Annotated in this window: 29 protein-coding genes; 13 read left to right on the top strand and 16 right to left on the bottom strand. The window is 64.2% G+C overall.

The window, feature by feature from the left end:
• Positions 1 to 30: 30 nt before the first annotated feature.
• From soxR to F3H95_RS02180, 4 genes are all read left to right on the top strand, one after another.
• Complete coding sequence (soxR, locus tag F3H95_RS02165; protein ID WP_143126883.1) at positions 31 to 501, top strand: redox-sensitive transcriptional activator SoxR; 471 nt, start codon at positions 31 to 33, stop codon at positions 499 to 501.
• Between the two features lie 62 nt (positions 502 to 563).
• Positions 564 to 920: an HNH endonuclease signature motif containing protein gene (locus F3H95_RS02170; RefSeq protein WP_149744763.1), complete on the top strand. Its 357-nt coding sequence runs from the start codon at positions 564 to 566 to the stop codon at positions 918 to 920.
• Positions 921 to 1,041: 121 nt separating this feature from the next.
• Positions 1,042 to 1,983 (top strand): aminoglycoside phosphotransferase family protein, encoded by a 942-nt coding sequence (locus tag F3H95_RS02175; RefSeq protein ID WP_149744764.1) that lies wholly within the window; start codon positions 1,042 to 1,044, stop codon positions 1,981 to 1,983.
• A 53-nt stretch (positions 1,984 to 2,036) separates the two neighbouring features.
• The gene (locus F3H95_RS02180) at positions 2,037 to 2,339 is read left to right on the top strand and encodes an alkylphosphonate utilization protein (RefSeq protein WP_143126880.1); all 303 of its coding nucleotides are present in this window, start codon (positions 2,037 to 2,039) and stop codon (positions 2,337 to 2,339) included.
• Between the two features lie 54 nt (positions 2,340 to 2,393).
• Here F3H95_RS02180 and F3H95_RS27035 read toward each other — a convergent pair whose 3' ends face one another.
• Together F3H95_RS27035 and F3H95_RS02185 are read right to left on the bottom strand one after the other, a co-directional pair.
• Positions 2,394 to 2,534 (bottom strand): hypothetical protein, encoded by a 141-nt coding sequence (locus F3H95_RS27035; RefSeq protein ID WP_185969918.1) that lies wholly within the window; start codon positions 2,532 to 2,534, stop codon positions 2,394 to 2,396.
• A gap of 128 nt (positions 2,535 to 2,662) precedes the next feature.
• Positions 2,663 to 3,406, bottom strand: coding sequence for a glucose 1-dehydrogenase (locus tag F3H95_RS02185; protein ID WP_149744765.1), 744 nt, complete (start codon positions 3,404 to 3,406; stop codon positions 2,663 to 2,665).
• 89 nt (positions 3,407 to 3,495) lie between these two features.
• Here F3H95_RS02185 and F3H95_RS02190 point away from each other — a divergent pair, with 89 nt between their 5' ends.
• Positions 3,496 to 4,050, top strand: coding sequence for a TetR/AcrR family transcriptional regulator (locus tag F3H95_RS02190; RefSeq protein ID WP_149744766.1), 555 nt, complete (start codon positions 3,496 to 3,498; stop codon positions 4,048 to 4,050).
• 117 nt (positions 4,051 to 4,167) lie between these two features.
• Here F3H95_RS02190 and F3H95_RS02195 read toward each other — a convergent pair whose 3' ends face one another.
• Positions 4,168 to 5,778 carry a helicase HerA-like C-terminal domain-containing protein gene (locus tag F3H95_RS02195; RefSeq protein ID WP_149744767.1) on the bottom strand — a complete coding sequence of 537 codons (1,611 nt, stop codon included), beginning with the start codon at positions 5,776 to 5,778 and terminating at the stop codon, positions 4,168 to 4,170.
• A gap of 224 nt (positions 5,779 to 6,002) precedes the next feature.
• On the opposite strand from F3H95_RS02195, the gene F3H95_RS02200 reads away from it, so the two are divergent.
• A complete protein-coding gene (locus tag F3H95_RS02200) occupies positions 6,003 to 6,392 on the top strand; it encodes a hypothetical protein (protein ID WP_149744768.1) in 390 nt (129 codons plus the stop codon).
• Between the two features lie 261 nt (positions 6,393 to 6,653).
• Positions 6,654 to 8,015, top strand: coding sequence for a D-alanyl-D-alanine carboxypeptidase (locus tag F3H95_RS02205; RefSeq protein WP_149744769.1), 1,362 nt, complete (start codon positions 6,654 to 6,656; stop codon positions 8,013 to 8,015).
• Positions 8,016 to 8,179: 164 nt separating this feature from the next.
• Here the strand turns inward: F3H95_RS02205 and F3H95_RS02210 are convergent, their stop codons facing one another.
• From F3H95_RS02210 to F3H95_RS02240, 7 genes are all read right to left on the bottom strand, one after another.
• Positions 8,180 to 8,908 carry a L,D-transpeptidase gene (locus F3H95_RS02210; protein WP_149744770.1) on the bottom strand — a complete coding sequence of 243 codons (729 nt, stop codon included), beginning with the start codon at positions 8,906 to 8,908 and terminating at the stop codon, positions 8,180 to 8,182.
• 157 nt (positions 8,909 to 9,065) lie between these two features.
• Positions 9,066 to 9,890 (bottom strand): L,D-transpeptidase, encoded by an 825-nt coding sequence (locus tag F3H95_RS02215; protein WP_149744771.1) that lies wholly within the window; start codon positions 9,888 to 9,890, stop codon positions 9,066 to 9,068.
• A gap of 88 nt (positions 9,891 to 9,978) precedes the next feature.
• On the bottom strand, positions 9,979 to 10,896 hold the full coding sequence (locus F3H95_RS02220) for an alpha/beta fold hydrolase (RefSeq protein WP_149744772.1): 918 nt from the start codon (positions 10,894 to 10,896) through the stop codon (positions 9,979 to 9,981).
• 320 nt (positions 10,897 to 11,216) lie between these two features.
• Entirely contained in the window at positions 11,217 to 12,890 is a 1,674-nt protein-coding gene (locus F3H95_RS02225) for a cisplatin damage response ATP-dependent DNA ligase (protein WP_149744773.1), read from the bottom strand.
• A gap of 181 nt (positions 12,891 to 13,071) precedes the next feature.
• Complete coding sequence (locus tag F3H95_RS02230; RefSeq protein WP_149744774.1) at positions 13,072 to 14,118, bottom strand: acyltransferase; 1,047 nt, start codon at positions 14,116 to 14,118, stop codon at positions 13,072 to 13,074.
• A gap of 135 nt (positions 14,119 to 14,253) precedes the next feature.
• A complete protein-coding gene (locus tag F3H95_RS02235) occupies positions 14,254 to 15,264 on the bottom strand; it encodes a ligase-associated DNA damage response exonuclease (RefSeq protein WP_188134270.1) in 1,011 nt (336 codons plus the stop codon).
• Positions 15,265 to 15,337: 73 nt separating this feature from the next.
• Complete coding sequence (locus tag F3H95_RS02240) at positions 15,338 to 16,843, bottom strand: MDR family MFS transporter (RefSeq protein ID WP_244617850.1); 1,506 nt, start codon at positions 16,841 to 16,843, stop codon at positions 15,338 to 15,340.
• 116 nt (positions 16,844 to 16,959) lie between these two features.
• On the opposite strand from F3H95_RS02240, the gene F3H95_RS02245 reads away from it, so the two are divergent.
• Positions 16,960 to 17,532 carry a MarR family transcriptional regulator gene (locus F3H95_RS02245; protein ID WP_143126869.1) on the top strand — a complete coding sequence of 191 codons (573 nt, stop codon included), beginning with the start codon at positions 16,960 to 16,962 and terminating at the stop codon, positions 17,530 to 17,532.
• 24 nt (positions 17,533 to 17,556) lie between these two features.
• On the opposite strand, the gene F3H95_RS02250 is transcribed toward F3H95_RS02245, so the two are convergent.
• Positions 17,557 to 19,074, bottom strand: a complete 1,518-nt coding sequence (locus tag F3H95_RS02250) for a diguanylate cyclase (RefSeq protein WP_149744776.1) — start codon at positions 19,072 to 19,074, stop codon at positions 17,557 to 17,559.
• 71 nt (positions 19,075 to 19,145) lie between these two features.
• On the opposite strand from F3H95_RS02250, the gene F3H95_RS02255 reads away from it, so the two are divergent.
• A complete protein-coding gene (locus F3H95_RS02255) occupies positions 19,146 to 19,472 on the top strand; it encodes a hypothetical protein (RefSeq protein WP_188134271.1) in 327 nt (108 codons plus the stop codon).
• 36 nt (positions 19,473 to 19,508) lie between these two features.
• Positions 19,509 to 20,174, top strand: coding sequence for a glutathione S-transferase family protein (locus tag F3H95_RS02260; RefSeq protein ID WP_149744778.1), 666 nt, complete (start codon positions 19,509 to 19,511; stop codon positions 20,172 to 20,174).
• Here F3H95_RS02260 and F3H95_RS02265 read toward each other — a convergent pair.
• A complete protein-coding gene (locus F3H95_RS02265) occupies positions 20,122 to 20,757 on the bottom strand; it encodes a DUF2087 domain-containing protein (protein ID WP_149744779.1) in 636 nt (211 codons plus the stop codon). The genes F3H95_RS02260 and F3H95_RS02265 overlap by 53 nt on opposite strands.
• A 167-nt stretch (positions 20,758 to 20,924) precedes the next feature.
• The gene (locus F3H95_RS02270) at positions 20,925 to 21,848 is read right to left on the bottom strand and encodes a LysR substrate-binding domain-containing protein (protein ID WP_149744780.1); all 924 of its coding nucleotides are present in this window, start codon (positions 21,846 to 21,848) and stop codon (positions 20,925 to 20,927) included.
• 101 nt (positions 21,849 to 21,949) lie between these two features.
• Between F3H95_RS02270 and F3H95_RS02275 the strand changes: the two genes are divergently transcribed.
• Entirely contained in the window at positions 21,950 to 22,171 is a 222-nt protein-coding gene (locus F3H95_RS02275) for a hypothetical protein (protein WP_149744781.1), read from the top strand.
• A 35-nt stretch (positions 22,172 to 22,206) separates the two neighbouring features.
• Here the strand turns inward: F3H95_RS02275 and F3H95_RS02280 are convergent, their stop codons facing one another.
• Positions 22,207 to 22,830: a glutathione S-transferase N-terminal domain-containing protein gene (locus F3H95_RS02280; protein ID WP_143126863.1), complete on the bottom strand. Its 624-nt coding sequence runs from the start codon at positions 22,828 to 22,830 to the stop codon at positions 22,207 to 22,209.
• Between the two features lie 61 nt (positions 22,831 to 22,891).
• A complete protein-coding gene (locus tag F3H95_RS02285; protein ID WP_143126862.1) occupies positions 22,892 to 23,254 on the bottom strand; it encodes a DUF4406 domain-containing protein in 363 nt (120 codons plus the stop codon).
• 98 nt (positions 23,255 to 23,352) lie between these two features.
• On the opposite strand from F3H95_RS02285, the gene F3H95_RS02290 reads away from it, so the two are divergent.
• Positions 23,353 to 24,108, top strand: a complete 756-nt coding sequence (locus F3H95_RS02290) for a DeoR/GlpR family DNA-binding transcription regulator (RefSeq protein WP_149744782.1) — start codon at positions 23,353 to 23,355, stop codon at positions 24,106 to 24,108.
• 158 nt (positions 24,109 to 24,266) lie between these two features.
• Entirely contained in the window at positions 24,267 to 24,683 is a 417-nt protein-coding gene (locus tag F3H95_RS02295) for a hypothetical protein (RefSeq protein ID WP_244617851.1), read from the top strand.
• Between the two features lie 297 nt (positions 24,684 to 24,980).
• Here F3H95_RS02295 and F3H95_RS02300 read toward each other — a convergent pair whose 3' ends face one another.
• Positions 24,981 to 25,988, bottom strand: coding sequence for an asparaginase (locus F3H95_RS02300; protein WP_149744783.1), 1,008 nt, complete (start codon positions 25,986 to 25,988; stop codon positions 24,981 to 24,983).
• Positions 25,989 to 26,067 lie beyond the last annotated feature (79 nt).

A 26,067-nucleotide genomic window follows, 5' to 3' on the forward strand; every position in this document is an offset into this window, starting at 1 on the left:
CGACCGGAGAGAGCCTGTAGAACCTCGAGCATGGTTGAGGTCAAGGCACAATCGGCAGGACGTGCCGTGCGGCGCGAGCTTTCGGTGGGCGAGGTGGCGCGGCGCGCGGGCGTTGCCGTGTCCGCCCTGCATTTCTACGAGGCGGAAGGGCTGATCCGCAGCCAGCGCACGCCGAGCGGCCACCGGCGCTACGGCCGCGACGTGCTGCGCCGCATCGCGGTGATCCGCGTGGCACAGGCCGCCGGCCTCAGCCTCCGGGAGATCGAACAGGCCTTTGCCACCCTGCCCGAGGCCCGCACGCCGACGGCAAAGGACTGGGCGAGACTGTCCGCCGGCTGGCGCGACCTGCTCTCCGAACGTATCCGCCAACTGACCCGCCTGCGCGACGACCTGACCGGCTGCATCGGCTGTGGCTGCCTGTCGCTCGACCAGTGCCCGCTGCGCAACGCCGCCGACCGGCTGGGCGAAGACGGCGCGGGCGCGCGGCTTTTGGTGGAATAGCCCCTTCCCCCGCCGTCTGCGCACGCCTATCTTTTCCGAAAAGGCTCCGCACCGGAACGGGCATGGCACGCAAGCATCGGGAAAAGATCGCACCCTGGTATCAGCCGCCGGCGGCAGAGATCTGCCCCTTGTGCGGACGTGAGATCCCGGAGGACCAGCGGGACCTGCATCATCTGGTGCCGAAGAGCCGCGGCGGGCGCGTCACACAGGCGCTGCACCGCATCTGCCACAAGCAGATCCATGCGCTCTTCTCCGAAGCCGAGCTGGAGACGGCCTATTCCACGGTCGAGGCGCTGCTTGCCCATCCCGATATGGCCAAATTCGTCGCCTGGGTGTCCCGCAAGCCGCCGGGCTTTCAGGATGGCGCGCATCGTGCCAGGCGTCGGCGCGAGATGCAAAAACCGTCCGACCGCTGGTAGCGTTTCCCGGCTGCGGCAACCGGCGTCATCAAACGGCAAAGGGGAAGGGGTAAGCGAGCCGGGAATGGCCATGCGTCGCGACCTGGACGGGGCCAACAGGCAGGCAGGGGACAAGAGCAGGATGGCTGAAAAGGACAAGACCGGCGACGACCGGCTGCACATTCCGGTGGAAACGGCAGCGGCGCTGGTGGCGGCGCAGTTTCCGCAATGGGAAGATCTTCCCGTGCGCCCGGTCGACCTCAACGGCTGGGACAATTGCACCTTCCGTCTGGGCGATGCGATGAAGATCCGCATGCCGACCGCCATCCGCTATGCCGCGCAGGGCGAGAAGGAGGCCCGCTGGCTGCCGCATATCGCAGCCCACCTGCCGGAAAGTGTCGCGCACGAGCTGCCGGTGCCGCTGGCAATTGGCCGGCCGGGCGAAGACTATCCCTTTCCCTGGGTGGTCCAGAGCTTCATTCCCGGAAAAAGCGTTGCGGCCTCGTCCGCCGTCGACCGCACGGCGCTGGCCGGGGACCTTGCCGACTGGCTGCTCGCACTGCACCGGGTGCCGGTCTCCGATGCACCGCCCGCCGGACCGCACAATTTCTTCCGTGGCGGCGATCTTTCCGTCTATGACGGCGAAACGCAGGCCTGCCTGACGCGCTCCGCCGGGCGCTACGACCGGGCAACCGCTGCCGCCCTGTGGCAGGCGGCCCTGTCCTCCCGCTGGCAGCAGGCGCCCGTCTTCGTGCATGGCGACGTCTCGGCCGGCAATCTTCTGCTGCGCGACGGAAAACTGGCCGCCGTGATCGATTTCGGCTGCCTCGGCACCGGCGATCCCGCCTCGGACCTGATGATGACCTGGACCTTCTTTGCCGGCGAAAGCCGCGCGCTGTTTCGCAGCCGCATCGGCCTTGATGCGGCAACCTTTGCCCGCGCCCGTGGCTGGGCGCTGTGGAAGGCGCTGCTGGCGCTCGACAAGCCGGATACGGACGATGGCGCAGCCCATCAGGGCGCACTGCTCGTCATCGACACGCTTTTGGCGGAACATCGGGCGGCCGAGCATGGCGCACCGCTTTGACTTCCGGGCCGGCAAGGCCTATGGCGCCTGAAACACCAGCAAGGAAGAACGCCATGAGCGCCGATGACGACGAATACATCTATGACGAAGCGAGCGGCGAATGGCGCCCGGCCTCCGAGCTGAAGGCCGAAGCGGCCAAGGCTTCCGAAGTGCGCGATGCCTCCGGCAATGTGCTGGCGGATGGCGATTCCGTCGTGCTGATCAAGGACCTCAAGGTGAAGGGCGCCGGCCAGACCCTGAAACAGGGCACCGTCATCCGCTCGATCCGCCTCACCGACAACCCGGAAGAAATCGACTGCCGGCACGACACCATCAAGGGGCTGGTGCTGCGCACGGAATTCGTGCGCAAGCGGTAAGTTTCTTGCGGCAAGGCGCGCCGCCCTTGCGGCGCGTCTGCCTTCTGCGGGCGGTTACGACCCGCTGGTTTCGTTCTTCTTCTTTTCCTGATCGTGATGCCACTTGATGGCATAGAACATGCCCACGCCCAGCACGAGAATCTTCAAGGGGAAGAAGACGTAAGGGAACCAGTCCCAGATATCGGATGTATTCACGGGCGTACTCGATCTTGTCTATTGTCAAGCAGCACTAGCGCCAAACGACGGCCGACGACATCGGCCATGTTGACGCAGAGGCCATCCTCGCGGTGGACATCAGGGCCCCCACCCGGCCCGTGCGCTCCTCAGACGGCCACGAAGCCGCCATCGACCAGCAGTTCCTCGCCGCCCACGAAGCTGCTGTCCTGCGAGGCGAGGAACAGCACCGCCTTGGCGATCTCGTCCGGTTCGCCAAGCCGTCCGAACGGAATCATCTGCTTCATCCAGTCCTCGAGACCAGCATTGTTCTGGAGATAGGTCTGCATGGCCGGCGTCAGCGCCATGCCGGCGGACACGGTGTTGACACGAATGCCACGGCTCTTGAGATCGGTCGTCCAGGTGCGGGCGAAGGAGCGGATCGCGGCCTTGGTCGCGCTGTAGACGGACAGGCTGGGGAAGCCCTTGCTGCCGGCCCCGGACCCGGCCAGCACCACGGCACCGCCGGCCGACATCAGCGGCAGAGCCTTTTGCACGGTAAAGATCGTTCCCTTGACGTTGATGGCGAACAGGCGGTCAATGTGATCCTCATCGATGGCGCCAATCGGTGCGGATTCCGAGACGCCGGCATTGGCGAACACCACGTCCACCCGCCCGTGATCCTGCTGGATTGCGGCGTAGAGCCGGTCGAGATCGGCGGGATTGCTGACATCGCCCTGCACGCCGACGGCACCCTGGCCGATATCCCCAAGCGCCGCGTCGAGACGATCCTGCCGGCGCCCCGTGACGTAGACATGCGCGCCTTCCGCCGCAAATGCTCGGGCCGTTGCCAGACCGATCCCATCCGTGCCGCCGGTGATTACCACCACCTTGTTTTCAAATCGCTTCGTCATGCCTGTCTCGCTTCCGTTTTAAGTGGAGGATTGCTCCACTTTATATGTGGAGATATCCTCCACTTGCAAGTGACGAGGAGAGGCATTTTTTGACGGACGAAACCCCTTTGCGCGCCGATGCGAAACTCAACAGGGAGCGGATCCTGGCCGCCGCCGAGGACGTGTTTCTGGAGCGCGGCGCCGGCGTGTCGCTGGACGATGTCGCCCGGCGCGCCGGCGTCGGGATCGGCACGCTCTATCGCCGCTTTCCGACGCGCGAGGACCTGCTGGCGGCGGCCTATAGCGCGCGTTTCGAGGCCTGTGCTGAGACGAGCCGCGCCAGATCGGCCACGCTCGACCCTGCAAGCGCGCTTAGCGCCTATCTCGAAGACCTCGTCCGCTATTCGAACGTCTATCGCGGTTTTGCCGCTTCTCTGGGAACGGTTCTCCAGATCGGAACGCCGGGATGTCTCGCCACCAGCACGGAAGGTATCCGGCTTTTGCAGCGAGCGCAGACGGAGGGTGCCGTTCGGCCGGATGTCCGCTTCAACGATCTCGTCTGCGTCGCGACTGCCATCTCGCTTGCCACCGAACAGGACCCATCAGGACCGGAGCAGATCGCGCATCTGGTGGATGTTTTCATGAACGGGATCGTTCGGCGCTGAGACGCTGAAACGAGGATGACCGGAGGCGAGGACGCGACCGAAAGGGGGGCGTCATCGCCGTCCATGCCCGGAAGTGGCGCCCGACAAACGGAGGGGGCCGTTTCGCCCGATAGCCCCCTACCGCTTCAGGCTTCCCAGGATCCCCCGCACCAGCGCGCGGCCGAGCTGGTTGGCGACCTGGCTTGCGACGGAGCGGGCGGCGCTTTTCATCGCGGCTTCCAGCACGGTTTCGCGCTGATAGCCGGTGGAACGGGTGCCGCGCGGGCTGCGTTGCCGTTCCGCAGCCTCCTCCTCTGCGGGATCGAAGCCCGGCAGTTTCCAGCGACCAGCGGCACTCTCGGACGATGGCGCGTCACGGGTACCTCCCCAGGGGGAAGGGGATTGTTCCGGGTTCGACGCGGTGGCGGGCGTAGCATCGACGGATTTTCCGGCGCGGGCCATCAGGATCTCGAAGGCAGATTCACGGTCGAGATCGGTATCGTAGTGACCGGCGACCGGGCTTTGCGCCATCACCTGACGGCGCTCCTCGTCCGAGAGCGGGCCGATGCGGGCGGCGGGCGGGCGGATCAGCGTGCGCTCCACCACCGAGGGCGCGCCCTTGCCTTCGAGGGTTGACACCAGCGCCTCGCCGGTGGCCAGCAGGGTGATCGCCTCCTCCGTGCGAAAGTCGGGATTGGGGCGAAAGGTTTCGGCAGCGGTTCTCACCGCCTTCTGCTCGCGCGGGCTATAGGCGCGCAGCGCATGCTGCACCCGGTTGCCAAGCTGGGCGAGCACCGTTTCCGGCACGTCGAGCGGGTTCTGGGTGATGAAATAGATGCCCACCCCCTTGGAGCGGATGAGGCGCACCACCTGCTCCACCCGCTCCAGCAGCACCTTCGGCGCCTCGGAAAACAGAAGATGCGCCTCGTCGAAGAAGAAGACGAGTTTCGGTTTTTCGGGATCACCGACTTCCGGCAGCGCCTCGAACAGTTCGGACAGCAGCCAGAGCAGGAAGGTGGCGTAGAGACGGGGATTCATCATCAGCCGGTCGGCGGCCAGCACGGAAATCACGCCGCGCCCGTCGGGGGCCGTGCGCATGATGTCGGTGATTTGAAGCGCCGGCTCGCCAAAAAAATGCTCGGCCCCCTGCTCCTCCAGCACCAGCAGGCCGCGCTGCAGCGCGCCGATCGAGGCCTTGGAGACGAAGCCAAAACGCTCGGAAATCGCGGCCGCCTGCCCGGCCATGTAGGTCAGCAGCGCCTGCAGGTCCTTGAGGTCGAGCAGCGGCAGGCCGCCCTCGTCGGCAATCTTGAAGGCGATGTTCAGCACGCCCTCCTGGGCCTCCGTCGCATCCATCAGCCGGGCGAGAAGCAGTGGCCCCATCTCGGCAATGGTGGCGCGCACCCGGTGACCCTTCTCGCCATAGAGATCCCAGAAGATCACCGGGAAGGCGGCATTGTCATAGTCTGCAAAGCGGATCTCCTCCGCCCGCTTCAGCAGAAAATCCTTCGGCTCTCCCAGGGCGGCGATGCCTGAGAGATCGCCCTTGATGTCGGAGCAGAACACCGGCACGCCGGCCGCGGAAAAGCCTTCCGCCAGCATCTGCAGCGTCACCGTCTTGCCAGTGCCGGTGGCGCCGGTGACGAGACCGTGACGGTTGGCGAGCGACAGCTGAAGATATTCCGGCTTCTTCAGCCGGTCGTCCGGGTGGCGGCTTGCGCCGATGAAGAGCTTTCCCGCCTCGTGCATTGAACAGGTCTCCCTTGTCATCCCGTGTCTTTTGATGTCCCTGTGCTGATGTATAGGATGTGGCGTGCCGTCGGGCAACGCGGCCCCGGCGACAGGCGCCGCAAGCGCCCCGTTGCCTCTTCTTCCTTCGCCATCCATGCGACCGCCAGACGTCGCAGACGGCTTGCATCGCACCGGGGTTTTATTTACCTTGACGTTAACGTCAAAAACCTGAGGAGAGTTTGATGAACGAGCTGGTCACCCGCGTAGCGGACAATGTGGGCATTGCGCCGGATACTGCGGAAAAGGCCGTGGGCATGATGCTGGGCTTTCTGCAGCGCGAGGCCGATGACGGCGCCGTTGCCCGCATGATCGAGGCGATTCCCGGCGCGCCCGAACTGGTGGCGAAATTCAACGGCGAAGGCACAGGTGGCGGCGGCCTGCTCGGCGGCCTGATGTCGGCCTTCGGCGGTGGCGTGATGGCGCTCGGCCAGCAGCTGATGTCGCTCGGCCTCGGCATGGGTGAAATCACCGCGCTTGCCCGCGAAACCATTGCCGTTGCCCGCGAACATGCCGGCTCCGAGACCGTGGACGAGGTGGTCGGCTCCGTTCCGGGCCTGTCGCAGTTCGTCTGAGCCATCAGGGGGCCACATGACTGTGGCCGCGCAAGGCTGATCGGGGCGGCGGAGCGGATGCCGCCGCCCGAGTCGCGCAGGTCAAAAGAGACGGCGCCGGGCTGCCTAGCGGCAAAAGCTGGCGCGCTGCATCATCGCGGCACAGGCTGCCGCGCGACCTTCACCCTTCGTTAAGTCTGTCAACATTCTCTAAAATTCGAACGACTTTGTTGCCGCAAAGCGGCCTTATGCATGGCATTCTTCATCCGAACGGGGACCGGAATGACGAAGATCGCGCAGGCTTTTTCGATACTGATGGGAATGGCGGCGCTTCTGCTCGGCCTTGCGGCAGCACCGGCACAGGCCGGTTACGCGCATTTCGTCATGGACGCCAATACCGGCCGGGTACTGGCGGCGGAAAATGCCGATGCGCTGAACCATCCGGCCTCGCTCACCAAGATGATGACGCTCTACATGACCTTCGAGGCGCTGCGCGACGGGCGCCTTTCCTGGGACCAGAAGATCGTCATGTCGCGCAATGGCGCAAGCACCATTCCCTTCAAGCTCGGCATTCCCGCCGGCCAGACCTATACGGTGCGCGAAGCCGTCTACGGCATGGCGGTCAAATCCGCCAATGACGTCGCCGAAGGCATCGGCGACCACCTCTACGGCTCTGAGGAAAAATTCGGTCAGGCGATGACGCGCAAGGCGCGCCAGCTCGGCATGAGCCGCACCACATTCCGCAACGGCTCCGGCCTGCCCGACAGCCGGCAGGTGACGACCGCGCGCGACATGGCGACGCTGGGCCTTGCCCTGATGCGCGACTTTCCGAAGGAATACCGCATCTTCGCCACCCGTTCCTTCACGTTCCGCGGCCGGACCATCAGCGGTCATAATCACCTGATGTACCGCTATCGCGGCATGGACGGCATCAAGACGGGCTACATCAACGCCAGCGGCTTCAACATCGTCAGCGCGGTCAACGAGGATGGCAAACGGGTGATCGGCGTGGTGATGGGCGGACGCACGGCGCGGGCCCGTGACGACCGCATGGCAGCCCTTCTGGACGCCGCCATGCCACGCGCCGGCATCGGCCGTGGCGCAGCACCCGCCGCCGTCGCGCAAAGCATCGACCTGCCGGAACGCGGCGTGCCGCAACCGGTAGAGCCGCGCCGACACGATCCGGTCGCCCGCAAGCTCGCGGCGCTCGAAAGCCGCAACAGCGATCTCGCCTATGCCGCCCCGGCGACACCTGCAGCACCGATCGTGGCCGCGCCGATCGTGGCCGAGCCGGTCGCCATGGAGGATGCCCCCACCGTCTCCGCACCGACGCCGCGGGCCGCCATTCCCCATCACCCTCCGGCTGACATGCCCTTCGCCATGGCCAGCAATGACGGCTGGGCGGTGCAGATTGCGGCAACGCCGAGCGAGTCGGAGGCGATTTCCCTGCTGTCGCGTGCCATGCCGACGCTCGATCGTCGTTTCAACGGCATCACGCCCTATACGCAGACAGTCGGCAGCGCGTCCGGTCCGCTGCACCGCGCCCGCTTCTCCGGCTTCCAGAACCGCGCTGCAGCGCAATCCGCCTGCAAGGCGCTGACAGCCAGCCGCTTCGCCTGCACCGTGGTGCAGGGCGACGGCTAGAGCACGTCCGAGCCAAAAGTGCGTCAGCGGTTTTGCGTCCGGACTGCGTGAAAACAAAGAGACAGAGCATTTCAGGGGATCCGGTTTTCACCGGAAATGCTCAAAAAAAGCGCCCCATGAAGCCATAGGGCGCCTTTCGCATGTCAAACGTCAAACCCTCGGTGTTATTGCCAGACGACGATACGGGCCTTCTGCGGCACGCGCTCGTAAAGGTCGATGATGTCCTGGTTCATCAGGCGCACGCAGCCGGAGGAGACGGCCTTTCCGATGGAATTCCATTCCGGCGAACCGTGCAGACGGTAGAGCGTGTCCTGGCCGTTCTTGAAGATGTAGAGCGCACGCGCGCCAAGCGGGTTCATCAGGCCCGGCTGCATGCCGCCATTGGCCGAGGAATAGCGCACGAGTTCCGGCTGGCGGGCCACCATTTCATCCGGCGGCGTCCACTTCGGCCACTTCTGGCGCCATTGGATGACGCCCTCGCCCTGCCAGGCAAAGCCCTGGCGACCGATGCCGACACCGTAGCGCATGGCGGTGCCACCCGGCTCCACAAGATAGAGGAAGCGCGAGGCGGTATCGACGACCACCGTGCCCGGCGGCTGGCCGGTCGGATCGACCACCCGCTGGCGATAGAAGCGCGGATCGATCTGCCAGTAGGGAACGGCGGGAATGACGAAACCGCCATCCACCGTCTCGCCATAGATGGCGTCGAGTTCCGGCGAACGACCGCGCATCGGCGGCGACGGCACGAAGGGAAGCCCTGCATCACCATCGCGATAGGTGATGTTGAGACCGGCGGGACCCGGCCGGGAGGAGGCGCAACTGGCAAGCGTGGAGGCAGTGCCGACGGCCAGGAGACTGAGCAGACGGCGGCGGCTGAAAAGATCAGTGGTCATGGGAGCGGAAAAACTTCTTCACTGGAACGGCGGGAACACGAACGGAAATCAACGAATGATGGGCACGATTGTTCCATTAAATATGGCTTAAACAAGTAAAGGGCGCCGCAATTCGGCGCCCGTTCCTCTGAATGCGGCAGGTCTCGTGCAGGTGTGATCAGATCACCACAATCGGCGTGCGGGCCGGGACACGGTCGAAGAGGTCGATCACGTCCTGGTTCAGCATGCGCACGCAGCCCGAGGACGTTGCCTTGCCGACCGATTGCCAGTCCGGCGTGCCGTGCACGCGGTAGAGGGTGTCCTTGCCATCCTTGTAGATGTAGAGCGCGCGGGCGCCGAGCGGGTTATTGAGGCCCGGCATGGCACCCCCCTCGGCTGCGGAAAACTTCGCCAGTTCCGGCTGCCGGTCCACCATCTCCTGCGGCGGGGTCCAGCGCGGCCACTTCGCCTTCCACTGGATCACGCCGCGACCCGACCAGGCAAAGCCGTCGCGACCGATGCCGACGCCGTAGCGCAGCGCCTTTCCGTTGGCCTCTACCAGATAAAGGAAACGGGCCTTGGTATCCACGATGATGGTGCCGGGCGCCTCGGTGGTCGGATAATCCACCTCCTGGCGCAGATAGCGCTGGTCGATGCGGGAATAGGGAATGGCAGGCAGGGTGTGGCCATCATCCTGCATGCTGGCATAATAGGTGCGGAAGGCCGGATTGCTGATCGGCACGCCATAGGTCTGGTGGAACTGCGTCTGGTAGAGATCGCGCTTCTGCGGGATCGGCTGCTGCTTGCGCACCGGCAGAGGCTGCGGCTGCGGCTGGCTGGCGCCGGCCATGTTGTAGAAGACCGGCGCCGTCTCCTGCACGAAGACGTCCGGGTTCATGCGGCTGGTATCGGTCACCAGAATGCAGCCGGAAAGGCCTGTGGCAACGGCAATCAGGCAGAGGGGCGCAGACAGGCGCGCGAAGATCTGGGCAGTGCGGGACATGGCGGGTCTTCCGGCAGATGGCGTCGTGCCGAACTGTGCCGCTTCAGGCTGGCGCGAGGCTTTCGCACCAGCCTGCAGACCACGATCGTCAGGCGCCGTAGCTGCGGAAGAAGCGGATGCTTTCCGCAACCGCACCGGGCACCATGCCGTTATGGCTGCCGGGCAGCAGGCGGTGATCGATGGAAACGCCCACGGCCCGGGCGCGATCGATGGTCAGCTGGTGATTGCGGTCGAAGGGACGCTCTTCCGTGCCGCGCAGGAGAAGCGTCGGGCATTTCAGGCTGTGACCGAAGCAGACGGAGGAGCGCATGACGAACTCTTCCGCATTGCGGTCATCAAAGGGCATGTCGTCGCTGTAGCGGGAGAAATAGCGCCACGCATCGACACCGGCGGACATCGGCACGGCGGCGCGGAAACGGCGTGTCATGGCTGCCAGCAGCGCCAGCGTGCCACCATTGCTGTGGCCGGCCAGGAACAGGCGCTCGCGATCGACGCCCGGCAGGTTCTCGAGATATTCGGCAGCGGCCAGCGCGTCGGAGGTCTCGTCATAGAAACCGGAATAATAGCCCATCTGGCCGTTTTCACCGCGAAACGACGGCAGCATCACCACGAAACCCGCCTCGACATAGGGCTTCATCAGCTGCCAGTGGCCATCGCCGGTGGCATTGCCACCGTGCAGGAAGAGAACCGCGGGCTTCAGCTCCCTGGAGGGGGCATGCTCGGAAACCCAGGCGATCAGTTCCAGTTCCTTCTGCTCACCGCTGCGATAGAGCACGCGCGTCGCACCGGCCGGCGTACCGAGCGGCGGCGCAAGCTCCGGAGAGGGGCCGCGCCGCAACAGACGGGTCTGGAAATGCTTGCGCGCTTCTGCGTAATCGCGCCGCTCCTGCGGCGGATCTTCCGGAACGGGAAAGGGTGGCGGCTCGGCAGCCTGAACCCGACCGGCAACAGGGCTGACGGAGGCGACGGCAAGACCGGCAAGCATCGAACGGCGGGATAACAGCATGAATGGGACCGCGTTTGTTGATGACAGCAAAAGCTAGCACTGCCGGCGGCGCCGACAAGCCCCCGTCCGGTGTCCACCCCGGTGTCACACGACCATCCCGAAGCCGTGATCAGGCGTTTCGCCGCCGGCGGAGCCGGCTTTGCCCCGCTGCCGCCAGCCGTCTGACCCGAAACGGAACAGAGACCAGCCGATTCAACACGCAATCACACCTTGCAGTCACGCAGAATTGAATGCTGCAAGCGAACAGGATCGGCGGCCGTGATCGGCCGTACGCGGCGCAGAGCCACCACGACGGGTCAACCGCAGGGCTTGCGTCGCGCTCACGCCGGCCCCTCCCCGGCCTCGCCGGCCCTCTGGTCGATCCTCTGGTCGATCAGGGCGATGAGCGTCGAGAGGCGGTCGGCATCGCGCGGCAGCTTGTCAGGCCGAAGCCTTGCAATGCGGGGAAAGCGCATCGCAACGCCCGACTTGTGACGCGTCGAGCGGTTGATCCCCTCGAAGGCCACTTCCAGCACGAAGCCGAAGCCCGGCTCGGCGCGCACCGCCCGCACCGGCCCGAACCGCTCCACCGTATTGTCGCGCACGAACTTGTCGAGGGTCTCCAGTTCCGCATCGGTGAAGCCGAAATAGGCCTTGCCGACCGGCACCAGCATCTCGCCGTCGAGACCTTCCGCCCACACGCCGAAGGTGAAATCGGAATAATAGCTGGAGCGCTTGCCGTGGCCGCGCTGCGCATACATCATCACCGCATCGACGTTGAAGGGTTCGCGCTTCCACTTGAACCACGGCCCTTTCAGGCGCCCCGCCTGATAGGCGCTGTCCCGCCGCTTGATCATCACCCCTTCGATGACCGGATCGGGCGGTGACAGCCGCAGCGCATCAAGTTCCTGCCAGTCTGCGAAGGGCACCAGCGGCGAAAGGTCGAAGCGGTCGTGCGGGGCCCTGTCGATCAGGTCCTCCAGCCGCGCGCGCCGCTCCAGGTAGGTCCTGGCGCGCCGGTCGTCGTCGCCTTCGAACAGGAGGTCATAGGCGCGCACGAAGGCCGGATAATCCTGCACCAGCCTTGCATTCACCGTCTTGCGGTTCAGCCGCTGCTGCAAGTCGGAAAAGCTGCGGGTGGCGCTGTTCGACCGGGCCGTGCCGCCGACCAGCAATTCGCCATCGATGACGCCTTCGAAGCCGATCGCGTCGATCACATCGGGAAAGGCACCGGAAATATCGTCGCCGGAGCGCGAATAGAGTTTTCGCGTGGTCCCGAAGGAGGAGATCTGCACGCGGATGCCATCCCATTTCCATTCCGCCGCATAATCCCGAGGGTCGAGCTTGTCGAGATCCCCCGCCTCGACCGGATTGGCGAGCATGACCGAGTGGAAGATGGCCGGCGTTGCCAGCACCGGCTTCTCCGCCCGCCCCTCCAGCCAGGCAAACAGCGGCTGATAGGGTGGCGCCAGCCCGTGCCAGAGCGTTTCGATCTCGGTGACGTCCCTGCCCTCTCCAGCGGGGCCGCTCATCTCCGAAAGCGCCTGCTTGGCAAGGCGGGCCGAAACGCCAATGCGCAGGCCGCCGGTCGCAAGCTTCAGGAAGGCAAAGCGGCTCGAATGATCGAGATGATCGAGCAGCTCACGCACGGCGGCGCGCACCTCCGTGCGGCCGAGACTGTTCATGCGCGTGACGACCTCGCCGAGCCGCGGCTGGCTTTCCGCCGCCACCCGCTCCTTCGCCCCGCCATCCCAGATCAGCGCGATGGTTTCGGCAAGATCGCCGACATAGTCATAGGAATACTGGAAGAGGACGGGATCCAGCCGCTCCAGCGCCAGTTCCTTGAGGAGCGCCGGCTTGACGCCCTTCAGATCGAGCGTGCCGGCGAGCGCCGCCAGCCCATAGCCACGGTCGGGATCGGGCGTGGTGCGGAAATAATCGACGAGCAGCGTCAGCTTGCCGTTGCGCGACGGGGTGAGCACGAGACGATCGAGGAGTGTGGCGAAGGCTTTCATTCATCATCTGACATGGAGCACGCGCGCCACACCGCAAGGCGTCTTTTGAGTGTACTTGGAGCGTTTACGGCACAAAAGCAGCTTAAAATCCCCTACACTCTTTGCTTTCACGCAATTGCGGACAAGAGAACCCATACCCAATTTCGCTGGAAATGCTCACACGATGTCCCCACTCATCCAATCACAAGGACATTCTTTCCTGAGACACGAATGCGCCCCGAACCCACATTAACAATCGCCTTCTCATTGGCTCGTCGTAGAATTTTCCCACCAAATAAGAAAGAATTACAATAAAAATTATTATTAAAATAGCCAAAGCATAAATATTAAAATCAAATTTATATTTGAAGTTTCCGACTGCGCTCACAAAAGGTGTATGAATCATATAAATAGGATAAGATACATATCCGAGGAATGAAGAAACCTTATGCTTTGCGGACTCTGTTCCTGCTCCAGCACCGCACCATACCAAAATCGGGGAAATGACAGCACAGAAGATTGCATCATACCACACCGCCCCATGAAACGGCACAGCCAGAGCAGCAACAACCAATATCAATAGAGCTGGCGCCGGTACTTTAAGAGGACAGTCATCACGAAAACGATAGACAATAAGTCCCATGGAAAACGAGAAAACAGTCCGAAAGCATGTCCCTACAAAATCACTCCAGAAAGGTCCCATTTCAAAATCACCGTTCAACGTACCGAACAACAGCAGCCCCGCACCTGACACTACGGCTATTTGAATCATACGTCTGGTGGTAAGAAACGGAAAACAAAAAGCGTATGCAGCATTTACAAGCAACTCGAACACGAGTGACCATGCCACCGTGTTAGCAGGATAGAGATCGAAACGCGGAGACCATGACGGCAGCATGAAAAAAGAAAGAATAATTGAAGCAAAAAAAGCAAAAGGAGATGGGGCATTTGGATGATTTACAAAAATCTGCCCAGCAAGCCTAAAGAAACCAAGCAATGTTCCTAAAATATAAAGAGGATAAAGCCTCGCAATTCTCAAAGCAATAAATTCTGAAACTTTCATCCCAGAACTCAACTTCCCAGAATAAGCATGAGCAATCACAAACCCGCTCAAGCAAAAAAACAGGTCAACCGCCAGATATGCCTTCGGAAAGATCGCCTGGGGGAACCAGAAGCCCATATGAAAAATGACAACCATGAGCGCCGCGGCACCCCGCATACCATCCAACGCATAATAATTGCTTCGCAAAACAAAATTCCTTCCGACAATCAATGAGTGAAGCTTAGTTAACGTCCGTAGGAATTCAAATAGATATTTTATGGTTTGCAATGTCAGACCGAAACGATACCCTACAGCGTCAAAACACTCTGGCCGCAAAAAGCCTCAATCCCCCTCGTCCTCGTAGCCCACCAGATGAAGCGGGCGGGCGGCGATGCCGGCAAGCTCGCACCAGCGCACCAGCGCTTCCTCGCGACCATGCGTGACCCAGACCTGCTGCGGGGCGATCTCGCGGATGGTGTCGAGAAGTTCGGGCCAGTCGCAATGGTCGGAAATGACGAGCGGCAGCTCCACGCCGCCCTGCTTGGCGCGCTGGCGCACCATCATCCAGCCGGAGGCAAAGGCGATCAGCGGCTCGTTGAAACGGCGCGCCCAGCGGTCCTGGAAGGCAGAGGGCGGACCGACGACGATGGCCCCGTGGAAGGCCCCCGGTTCCTTCTTCTCGACGGTTGCCGGGCGCAAGTCGCCGAGATCGATGCCCTCGGCGCGATAATAGTCGCAGAGCCTGGCCAGCGCGCCGTGGATGTAGATCGGCCGGTCATAACCACAGTCGCGGATGAGCCGGATCACCCGCTGCGCCTTGCCGAGCGCATAGGCGCCGACGAGATGCGTGCGCTCGGGAAACTGGACAAGCGAGGTGAGCAGCTTGCGGGTTTCCGCCTTCGGATCGGGGTGATGGAAGACCGGCAGGCCGAAGGTGGCTTCGGTGATGAAGACATCGCAGGCGACCGGCTCGAAGGGCGCGCAGGTGGCATCCACGCCGCGCTTGTAATCGCCGGACACGACGATGCGGGTACCATCCTTTTCGATGGCGATCTGCGCCGAGCCCAGCACATGGCCGGCCGGATGGAAGCGGACCTTGACGCCACCGAGATCCACCGCCTCCCCCCACGCGGCCGCCTGTGTCGAACCCGCAAAATCGGTACCATAGCGCAGGGCCATGATGTCGAGTGTCTGGCGGGTGGCGAGCACGGCGCCGTGGCCGGCGCGGGCATGGTCGGAATGGCCATGGGTGATCAGCGCCCTTTTCACCGGGCGCACGGGATCGACATGAAAATCGCCAGCCGGGCAATAGAGACCGGCCGGCGTGGGATAGAGCAGCGCTTCGGGTTTCATGACGCTGAAGATAGGCAGAAAGCAGCGCTTTGAAAGCCCTGCCCGTCGCGCCACCAAAGGCCGCCTGTCTGCCTCAGCTCTTGCGCTCGCCGAGCGAGGGCAGACGCACCGGCTTCAGCATCAGGGCCGCGATCAGTCCGATTATGGCAAAGCCGGCCGCGGTGAGGAACATCGGCTCGAAGGCCTGCGCATAGGCATTGGCAACCGCCAGCCGCGCCGCATCCGGCAGCTTCGCCAGCTGGTCCGGCGTCAGCGTGGTGACATTCTCGACGCCGGGCACGGTGACGCCGTGCATGAAGGCGGTGATGACGGCGCCATAGACGGAGATCGCGATCGCCGCCCCGCCCATGCGCGTCAGCGTGACGGCGCCGGTGGCAGAGCCCACATCGGCGCGCGGCACGGCATTCTGCACGCCGATGATCGGCGCCTGCTGGCCAAGCCCGACGGAAAGACCCTGCATCAGCATGACGAGCGCCACCAGCACCAGCGAACTGCCGGCATGCAGCTGCGAGAAGATGAGAAGGGTCGCAACATTCATCACCAGACCCGTGACCACGAAGGGCTTGTAGCGGCCGGTGATCGAGATCAGCCGCCCGGCCGACAGGGAGCCGATGACGATGCCGCCCGTGACGGCGATGAAGAACAGACCGGCGGCGGTCGGTGACAGCCCGGTGGTCGTCTGCAGGAAGAGCGCAAAATAGTTGACCATGCCGATCGCCACACCGCCCGTCATCAGCGAAACGACAAGGAACAGCGAGAAGGTCGAATCCTTGAACAGGCGCAGCGGAATGATCGGCTCCGGCGCGCGGCGTTCCACGAGAACCCAGGAGACAGCCGCGGCAATGCCGATCACCAGCACCGTGAAGCTCTGCCAGGAAAACAGCGAGCCGAACAGCGAGATGCCGTCCGTCAGAAGAACGACGGTGGTGCTGGCCAGCGCCAGCAGCACGGCACCGAGATAATCGATCTTCGGCTGGCGGCTGGGACGCCGGTTCGGCAGCATCATCACCAGACCGGCCAGCACAATGATACCGATCGGCAGGTTGATCAAAAAGATCGAGCGCCAGCCGAACAGGTCGCTCATGGTGCCGCCGATCGTCGGTCCGACGGTACCGGACGCCATGATGACGAGGCTGGAATAGCTCTGGTAGCGGGCCCGTTCGCGCGGCTCGAACAGGTCGGCATTGACGGAGAAGATCGACACCATGATGCCGCCGCCGCCCAGCCCCTGGAAGACGCGCGCGGCAATGAGACTGTCCATCGACCAGGCGAGGCCGCAGAGCAGCGAACCGATGGTGAAGATGGTGACGGCGCCGATCATCACGTATTTGCGGCCAAAGAGATCACCGAGCTTGCCATAGACGGGCATCACCGCGCTGGTGGCGAGCAGGAAGGCCGACCCCACCCAGCCGAAACGCTCGAGTTCCCCGAACTCCCCGACGATGGTGGGAAGGGCGGTGGAGACGATCTGGTTGTCGAGCGTGGCCATGAACATGGCCGTCAGGAGAAAGAGGAAAAGGATCAGCCTCTTGCGCGGATCGGTGACGAGAGGCTGGAACTGCTGGGGCGACATGTCCATGGGAGGCTTCCTGAAGTTTGCCGATTTATGTGCCTTTAGCATATAATTGTCAATCGAATGCTCTTGCTGATGGCATGCACTTGAAGCCGCCTCACGATTTGGTGTACGACACCCGCATGAGAACAGACCACACCGCGCCAGAGACAGCCTCGCAGACCGATGCGGACATCTTCCGCATCGGCCAGACGATGACGCGCATGCGGGTGATGATGGGACGGCGCATGATCGGTCGCATCGCGATTGCCCGTGCCGCTCCGGGTCTCGATCTGTCACAGCTCGACATTCTCGAAGTGGTGGTGCGCATCCGCCGCGAAGGCGGCGAGGCAACCGTCGGCGCCATTGCAGAGGCCATGCGCATCGACCCCTCGCGTGGCAGCCGGCTGGTGGCCGAACTGGTCAGTCAGGGAATCCTGAAGCGCGACGCCTCGCAGGAAGATGGCCGCCGTTCGCTGATCGCGCCGACGGAAGCCGGCGAAGCCCTGCTGACGGAAATCCGGGCGGTGAAGCACGCGATCGTCACCCAGGCGACCCATGGCTGGAGTTCCGAGGAACGCCTTGCCTTCAGCCTGCTGTTCGAGCGCTTTCTCGACGGGTTCGAGGAGATCTTCCTCCATGCGGAGCGTCTGGAGGATGTGGTCCTGCCGCCGGAACCACGCCCCCTTCCGCCCGAGGAGGGACGGGACCGCTGAACCGGGGCGATCTTGTGCTCAAGGTCAGGCCGGCACGCGGCGGATCACCTGCAGTGCATCGCGCCCTTGCGCCTTGGCCTCGTACATGGCGCGGTCGGCGGCCGCCAGCAGCGCTTCCGCCGTATCGCCATCCTGCGGATGGAAGGAGACACCGATGCTGCAGGTCACCGATGTCCGCGCGGTGCCCACACGCAGATCCTCGGCGATTGCGCCATGGATTTCACGCAGGCGCATCAGCGCGCTGACCTCGTCCTGGTAGACATCGGCCAGCACGATGGCAAATTCGTCGCCGCCGAGGCGCACGGCCAGGTCGTTCGGCCGCAGGCGCTGCTCGATCCGTTCGGCAATGCGCTTCAGCACCTCGTCGCCGGCCGCGTGGCCGTGCGTGTCATTGACCTGCTTGAAATTGTCGAGATCGAGATAGGCGACCGTCAGCTTGCGGCTTTCGCGGCGGGCGTCCATCAGCGTCCGCGCGAACTGCGCCCAGAACAATGTGCGGTTCGGCAGGCCCGTCAGCGGGTCGTGATAGGCCAGATGCTGGATGCGGCGCTCGTTCATGGCCCGCTCGATGGCAATGCCAGCGAGGTCGGTCGCCATGGCGGTCAGCTCGATCTCGCGCGCCATCGGCTCGCGCACCTCGTTCGAATAGAGCGCGAAGGTGCCGAGCACGCGGTTGTTGGCGCCCATGATCGGCGTCGACCAGCAGGAGCGCAACCGGAAAGGCATGGCGAGATGGCGGAAATCCGCCCAGAGCGGGTCGGACTGGATATCGCGCACCACGATGGAGCAGCGCCGCCAGGCAGCCGTGCCACACGACCCGACGGACGGACCGATGGCAACGCCATCGATCAGCCGTGTATAGGACGGCGGCAGGCTGGGGGCAGCACCATGGCGCAGCCGTTCGCCCGCCTCGTCCAGCAGAAGCACGGAGGCATAGATCCCTTGCAGCTGGTTCTCGATCGTGCAGCACAGCGCATCGAGCACCGCCGGAAGCGGCCGCCCCCGCGCCACCATTTCCAGCACCGCCGCATGGCCGCGCTCGAGTTCCGCCTCCTGCCGGGCGCGGGTGATGTCGCGCGACATGACCATCAGCCCCACCACGTCGCCCTTGGCATCGCGCAGGCTGGTGCGGGTGGTGAGCAGCCATTTCTCGGCACCGTCAGGCAGACGCACCATCTCCTCGCGCTCGCAGTTGGCGCCTTGCGCCATCAGGTCCTGCTCAAGGGCAAGCCGCTGCTCGGCCGTCTCGCGGTCGAGAAAATCGAGTTCGGTGCGCCCGAGCACGGAGGACATGGACCGGGCATTGATGCAGGACATTGCCGCCGCATTGGCGAAAACGAACCGACAGCAACGGTCCTTGATGCAGAAATATTCGGAGAACTGATCGAACAACATGCTGGGATCGAGAGACTGGATGACATGGGCTGCGCCAAGGGCGTCGACGTCGGCGGAGGTGGCAAGCTGGACGAGATGGCGACGCAGTTGATCGAGCGGATCGGCATCGGCTGCGACAACCCTGTGGTGCATTGCACTGTCACTCATTCATGCGCCTCCTGCACCCATCCTGCATCCTCGCCCTCCCATTCGCGAATCCTAGCGGGGCATCCCGCTATATGAGAAGGGCAAAATATGTCGCGGGGTCCGTTGACGGCCAAAGAATGGGATGCAAACCCTTCGCTTCATTTAAGAAGATAGGAAAATTTCGATCTATCGCGGGAAAAGCCCTCAAACCCCGCCTGTCGTTGCATCAATTTGAAACAGAGGTTCTGATCGTTCTGCCCTGTCGCGAATCGCAACAGGGCAGAACGAAAAAATTTCAAGGGGGAAAACTGATTCGTTTTCAGCGTGAATTTCCGGTTTTTTTCCGCCGCCTGCCGATCAGAAAATTTCATCGCCGGTTGCAGCCGGATGCCCTTTCCGTTGCCGCGGCAGCGCAATAGGCTCCGGTCCTTACCCGCAAACAGGAATGACTGCCCATGCTGACGATCTACGGCGCCTGCCGCTCCCGCGCTACCCGCACCCTCTGGCTGGCCGGCGAACTCGATCTTGCCTTTACCCACGTGCCCGTGGTGCAGGCCAAGCGCCTGGAAAACCCGCTGGCCGCGGATGCGCCGATCAACACCCAATCGCCCGCTTTCCTTGCGATCAATCCGATGGGCACCATTCCCGCCATCGAGGATGACGGCGTGGTGGTGATCGAATCGCTCGCCATCAACCTCTACCTCGCGAAGAAATACGGCGGCGACCTCGGCCCGAAAGATCTGGTCGAAGAGGCCGCCATGCTGCAATGGGCGCTGTTTGCCGCGACCGAGATCGAGGCAGCCGCGCTGAAGATTTCCGCCGCCTCGCTCGGCGAACAGACGGACGCGGTGACGGCCGCCATCGCGACGGCCGCCGCCAGCCTGAAGCGCCCCTTCGACGTGCTGGAAAAATACCTGACGGCCAGGACCTGGATGGTCGGCGAACGCTTCACGGTCGCCGACATCAACATGGCCGAGATCGTCCGCTACGCCCAGCCGCATGCGCCGCTGTTCGATGAGCGCCCGGCGCTGAAGGCCTGGCTGGAGCGCGCCCAGGCCCGCCCCGCCTTCAAGGCGATGTGGGAGAAGCGTCTGGCCGAGCCGGCGACCGGACCGGTGTGAACGGCGGCCTGTTCGAGACCCGTGGCACCCGCTTTGCCCGCTTGCGCGCCTGAAGATGCGCGATCAGCGCCGCCGCGTCCGCCGGCGGGCGGGTTTCGATCCGCCGGTAGATGCGGCAATCCGGCGAGCGGGCCACCATGCCCCAATCGACGAGTTCGCGGCGGATCAGCACGTGATCGCCAAAGCCGTTCAGCGCCTTCAGGATGGCGTTCACCTCGGGTTCGGAAAGCTCGCGCCGGGCGGGCAGCGACGCCCAGCACCACCAGAGCGCCAGCTTCTGCTGTGCGGTTTTCTTCGGCCAGCGGGCCATGACGGCTTCGTCATCGAAACAGCGCAGCACCAGCTCGATCCGGCGGTGATCGACGGGCTCCGCCTCTACCGGCTCGGGCGCGGCCTCCAGCCGGGCGGCAGCCGCGTGGCTCGCCTTCAGATGCTGGAAATTGCGGAAACCGGCGCCGCGGGCGAGCAGGTTCAACAGTTCGACATGGCTCGGCGGGGTATCGCGGGCATAAAGTTCACGGCGCAGGATTTTCGCCAGCGCGGAGAGATCCGGAATGGTCACGGCATGCAGGGTCTTCGACATCGTTTCGTCCTCGATATCGTGCCGATGGGATCGTCGGTGGTCACCGTCTTCCGACCCGGCACGAAGGAGAAACCAACGCGAGTGCGGGATGCGTGGGCAGGTTTAGCTCCCGATGCGGGATCGGGCGGTGACGCCTGGGTGAACTGCGGACCCTTCGGGAATGATCGTTACCGGTCCGGCGCCGGTGCGTCAAGCGCGGCCCAGTCGGCCATCGCCTCATCGAGTTCGGCGCGCAGCCAGGCGGCGAACATCTTCACCTTGGCCGGACGTCGCGCGCCGGTGCGGGTGACGAGATAATGGCCCATGCCGGTCGATGCCTCGAGTGCGAAGGGACGCACCAGGCACTTCTGGCGGATCGCCGACAGGGCGAGCAGCCGCCAGGCCAGCATCACCCCCTGCCCGGCAATCGCGGCCTCGAGACAGAGCGAGGCCTCGCTGAACACATGGCGGGGCTTCACCTTGCGACCGGCAAGGCCGGCCTCTTCCAGCCACACATCCCAGGAAAACATCGCCTGCCCGTCGAGCAGCACCGGCAGCTTCAGAAGATCGGCCGGCGTCTTCACCCCACGCGCCAGCGAGGGCGCGCAGACCGGAAACACCGTCTGCGGCAGAAGCAGTTGCGCATCCACGCCCGGCCATTCGCCGCGCCCGATGCGGATGCCGACATCGACGGCATCGCGGGAGAAATCCGCAAGCCGCGCGGTGGCATCGAGCCTAAGGCGAAGCTCCGGATGGCGGGCGGTGAAACGGTCGATCCGGGGCAGGATGAAGCGCGAGGCAAAGACCGGCGCGACCGTGACGGTGAGCAGCGTATCGTCCGGCTGGCGGCCGATGGCGACCGCCTCCGACAGGGCCTGAAAACCCTCCGCCAGCCGCGCAATCAGCGGCTCCGTGCCCTCCACCGGCACCAGCCCCTTCGGGGTGCGGGCAAAGACCGGACGCCCGAGTTGGGCTTCCGCCTTGATGACCTGCTGGCTGACGGCGCCGATGGTGACGCCAAGCTCCTCGGCCGCCGCCTGCAGCGAGCCGAGGCGGGCCACGCTTTCCAGCGCCCGCAGGCCGTTGAGATGAACGCGATTGAGGTTGTGCATATAGATTTTCTACAGCAGGCGCCTGATTTCTTCAATTGAAGACGATGCCCGGTTCGCGGATAACGAGCCTGCAAATAACTCTTATTTGCGAGGTAGCCGCGATGGCAATTCCCACCCTTTTCCGCAACATCCTGACCTTGGCAACGTGGGCGACCCGCATTGACGGCGCGAACGGCGAGGACATCCTGCAACATCCGCAGATCCACCGCATGAGCCTGCGCGATCTCGCCGATCTTCCGCTCGGCCAGGTCGCGATTGAAGTCGCGATTCAGGAGACACCGACCGCCGCGCAAAACACTCTGCCGCTGTCACGCTGCGCCTGAAGAAAATCTGAACCGCCCGACGGACATCCGTCCGCTCAGGCAGCCGCCTCGTCGGCGAGCGCCTTCTGCACCGACGGACGCTCCTGCATGCGCCGATAGTGATCCTCGACGCGCGGAAACTCCGCGATATCGACGCCATCGCCCTTCAGCCAGCCGGACATCACGAAGAGATAGGGGTCGGCGACGGAATAGGCTTCGCCCAGCACCCAGGGGCCGGCCAGCATGCCCTCCTCGATCAGGCGGAAGCAATCGCGCATGGTGGCGGGCACCTTGCGCTTCATGTCCTCGATCGAGGTCGGCTCATCGGCCCAGCGGGTGGCGCGGCGGCCATGCGCGTGGTTCACATGCACGGTGGAGGCGATGAAGCTGTTGAACCCCTGCAGCTGCGCCAGCGCGAAGGGATCGTTCAGCGGCGCGAGCTGCTTGTCCGGCGCCATCTGGGCGATGAACAGCAGGATCGCCAGCGTTTCCGTCAGCGTGCCCTTCTCCGTCACCAGCGCCGGTACGCGGCCCTTCGGGTTGACCTTCAGATAATGTGCCGAACGCTGCTCGTTTTCCGCAAATTTCAGCCGATGCAGCGCAAACGGCAGGCCGGAATCGATCAGCGCGATATGGGCGGCGAGCGAACAGGCGCCGGGCGAGAAGAAGAGCGTCAACATCAGCAGTCCTCCAGAATATCGAGGGCAAGGAGTAGCCCATCACCCGGCGCCGGGAAAGTGCCTATTCCGTGACGACGCCCGGAACATCCTCCAGCCGGTACCAGACGGGCAGGCCCCGCTCCCGGGCGATCCGCACATCGTTGTCGGCCCCCTTAGATTCGCCCGGCAGGCGCAGCACGCCCTCGCAAAGCGCCAGAAGCCGGTGCGCCACGGGATAGAAGATGTCCTCGTAGAGCGCATCGCCCACCCTCTGTCCGCCGGCGGCGCGCCAGATCGGCAGCGCCACCCATTCGCCGATCATCGGCACATGGCCTGCCTTGAACAGGGCATGCGAGGGCGCCTCAAGGCGATGCAGGTTTTCCGCCATCTTCCGGGGATCATCCCCGGTTCCGGAACGATAGGGGCCGGCAATCAGGATCAGCATGGTGTGTATCTCCGCACGAAAAATCTTGTTTTCTTGCCTTCAGGACTCAATTCAGGCAACATCACTAGGTTTCGTGCAATTTCGTGAAGAGTCAAGCCATGCTGACCAGCCAACGCAAAGCCCTGATCCTCGACCTGCTGCGCCGCGACGGCCAGGTGATTGCCCGCGATCTGGCGCAATCGCTCTCTCTGTCGGAGGATACGATCCGCCGCGACCTGCGCGAGATGGCATCGGAGGGACTGTTGACCCGCGTGCATGGCGGGGCGCTGCCGCTGGCGCCGGGGCTGCCGGACCTGACGGCCCGGCGTGGCCTTGCAAGCGACGTGAAGGATCGGCTCGGCCGCGCCGCCGTGGCACTGATCCGGCCGGGCATGACGATCTTTGTCGATGGCGGCACCACGCATGCCGCGCTGCTGCGGCACCTGCCGCGCGACATGGCCGTCACCATCCTCACCCACAGCCCGACGATTGCGGCGGATCTGGAGCATCACGCGGCCAGCGTGATCCTGATCGGCGGCACGCTCTACAGGCATTCCATGGTAGCGGTCGGCGCGCAGGCCGCCGCGCAGATCGCGCTTCTCAGCCCCGACGTCTTCTTTCTCGGCGTTACCGCGATCCATGCGACACGCGGCCTCTCGACCGGCGATTTCGAGGAAGCCGCGATCAAGCGGCAGATCGCCGGCCGCGCCGGGGAAACAATTACGCTTGTTACACCGGAAAAGCTGGATGCCACCTCACCGCACGTGATCATGCCCACCGCTCAGCTTTCGACCCTGGTGGTACCGGCGGAGACCGGCGAGGATCGCCTTCTCCCCTATCGGCAGGCCGGCATCAAAATCATCGCCGCCGACTGATCCGGCACCGCAACGTCTGCGTTAGTGAGCGCATCCGGATGGTTTGCGACGCCTGGCCCCAGGTCGGCGATGGCATGGCGTCCGGACGATCCGCGGCGCATCGGGACGTCTGCCCCGGACCGCGGCGCATGATGCGCCCCTGCCACAGGAGATTGCCGATGTTGACACGCCTGCCGCCCCTTCTTCGCACCCTGCCGCTGTGCCTGGCGCTTGCCGCCCCTGCCGCCAGCCCCGCCGCCGCCACCGGCGAGGCCTACAGCGCCCGCGACATCGAGCGCCAGATCATCGGCAAGCGGATCTATCTGGCAGCCCCCCTCGGCGGCGAATTTCCGCTGAACTATCGCCGCTCCGGCGTGGTCGATGGCTCCGGCGAGGCGCTCGGCCTCGGCCGCTTCATCCAGCCCACGGATACCGGCAAATGGTGGATCCGCGGCAACCGCCTCTGCCAGCAGTTCACCACCTGGTACAAGGGCGCGCCGATGTGCTTCGAACTCTACAGGACCGGCGACAGGACGCTGAAATGGATCCGCGACAACGGCCAGACCGGCACGGCGCGGATTGGCGGGGAGATTTAAGGGTTCGGTCGTGACGTTGCGTTGCGTTTGAAGTGGCTCTGGCGTTCTGCCCGCTGTGGCATATCGGCGCCGCTGGGCATTTCCCCCGCAAGGGCGACTGTTGCAATTGAAACAAGCCCCCTCCCAACCCTCCCCACAAGGGGGAGGGCTTTAACCCAGCCGAGCCGCCGAAGCAGGTGAAAGCCGGGCGGGTGCAGCAGCGCGCCCCTCGTGGAGAGATGGCGGCAGCCAGAGGCGGCAAACCACACGACACAACGCCACCCAGGTGCGGCCGATCACGCCATCCCGGCCAAAACCTCATGCAAACAGCGCGTCCGTCACCCGGATATCGCCGACATGGATACCGTTCCAGTTGGAGAGCGGGCGGTTGGCCATGGCGATCAGCGTGTCGCGGGTCTCGCTGCCCGGCTCGAAGAAGCGGGCAATCAGCGCATAGATCATGCTTTCGGCGGCGCGCGATGTGCCGTCCTCGCATTTGACGGCAAGCGCCACGCCCTGGTCGGGAAGGGCCGCGACGAAGACGCCTTCGGCCCCGGTCTTGGCAAAGATTTTCCCTGGCGCCACCTCCATCAGCCGGGTGCAGGCGCGCTTGGTGCCGGCCACATAGAAGGGTTCGGCCATGCAGGCCTCCATCAGCCGGCGCGAGGCTGCGGCGCGGGCGGGCGACAGGCCCTCGCCGGTCAGCATGCGGGCAAAGCCGTGCGCCAGCCCGGTAAGCGGCACGGCATAGGTGGGGATGGAGCAGCCATCGGTGCCGCAGGTATCGCGGTCCAGCACGGCGCCGGTCAGCGCCTGCATGACGGCGCGGATTTCCGCCTGCAGGGGGTGGTCATAGCCGACATAGCCCTTCGGATCCCAGCCGGACTGCACGCAGGTGCAGATGAAGCCGGAATGCTTTCCGGAACAGTTGTTGTGCAGCGCCGTCGGGCGCTCCAGCGTGCGGGCCTGGTGGATCAGCGTCTGCTGGTCGGAGGACCAGTGCGCGCCGCATTCGAGAACGGAAAGGTCGTGGCCGGCCTTTTGCAGCATGCCGGCGGCGGTCGCCACATGCTCGTCCTCGCCGGAATGGGAGGAACAGGCAAGCGCGAGTTCCCGCGCCGAAAGGCTGAAGGCATCCGCTGCACCGCTTTCGATCAGCGGCAGCGCCTGCATGGCCTTGCAGGCGGAGCGCGGAAACACGCCGGCCTCCACATCCCCGGCGGAGAAGACGATGCGGCCGGCGCCATCCACGGCGACAGCCATGCCGCGATGACGGCTTTCCACACGATTGCCACGGGTGACTTCGACGGTAACGGGATTTTGCATTGGGAGGCCCTGCTGATGCTGCTTTCCTGCCTCTGATAGCCTGACGGGACAAAAAGCCCAACCCATTTTACCGGCCCGC

This window comes from Rhizobium sp. RU35A (assembly GCF_900156005.1).
Classification (GTDB): Bacteria; Pseudomonadota; Alphaproteobacteria; order Rhizobiales; family Rhizobiaceae; genus Neorhizobium; species Neorhizobium straminoryzae.